Here is an 869-nt window from a genome sequence, read left to right as displayed (position 1 = left end):
CGGCATGGCGGTGCGCGAGATCCTGCGCTACCCGAGCGTCGAGCACGTCACGCTGGTCGAACTGGACCCGCACATGACCACGCTGTTCTCGACAATGCCGCTGCTGCGCCAGCTCAACCAGGACGCGCTGCGCAGCCCCAAGCTGGAGATCGTCAACGCCGACGCCTTCGGCTGGCTCGAGGCCTCGCAGGCGAGCTTCGACGTCATCGTCATCGACTTCCCCGACCCCAGCAACTTCGCGCTGGGCAAGCTGTACACGGCCAGCTTCTACCGGCTGGTGGACCAGCACCTCGCGGCCTCCGGCTATGCGGTGATCCAGGCGACCTCGCCGCTGGTGGCGCCGCGCGCCTACTGGACCGTGGTGACCACGGTGGAGTCGGTGGGCCTGACGGCGACGCCGTACCACGCGCATGTGCCGAGCTTCGGCGAATGGGGCTATGTGCTGGCGAGCCGCCGGCCGTGGTCCATGCCCCGGCAACTGCCGCCGGGCCTGCGCTTCCTGAGCCTGGAGAGCCTGCCCGCGCTGATGAGCTTCCCGCCGGACATGGCGCGCCCCTCGGGCCTGGAGGTGAACCGGCTGTCCAACCAGGTGCTGGTCCACGAGTTCGAACGCGAATGGGGCAAGCTGCATTGAAGCGGCGCGACCTGCTCGTGCGCGCGACGGCGGCCGCGCTGCTCCCGATGCTGTCCGCCTGCGGGCGCGATGCGCGCCCCGTCGCCGATCGCCTGGCCGAGCGGCTGGCCGGGCTGCCCGGCGGCTGGACCGGCGCGAACTGGGAACGCGGCCATCGGCTGCGCGGCGCCCTGCCCGACTGGTCGACCGCCACCGCACCGCCCCGGCGCGCGCAGGTGCTGGTGCTGGGCGCCGG

General features: G+C 72.2%; 2 pseudogenes. Both read left to right on the top strand.

Annotated features, from left to right (window positions below):
- Nucleotides 1-634, top strand: a pseudogene (locus FUT87_RS27510) (polyamine aminopropyltransferase); the annotation flags it as partial.
- Between the two features lie 17 nt (nucleotides 635-651).
- Nucleotides 652-869, top strand: a pseudogene (locus FUT87_RS27505) (hypothetical protein); the annotation flags it as partial.

It is taken from the genome of Mitsuaria sp. TWR114 (genome assembly GCF_007997345.1).
Note: the sequence above shows the minus strand (reverse complement) of the source record. Positions and strands in the feature narration are given on the sequence as shown.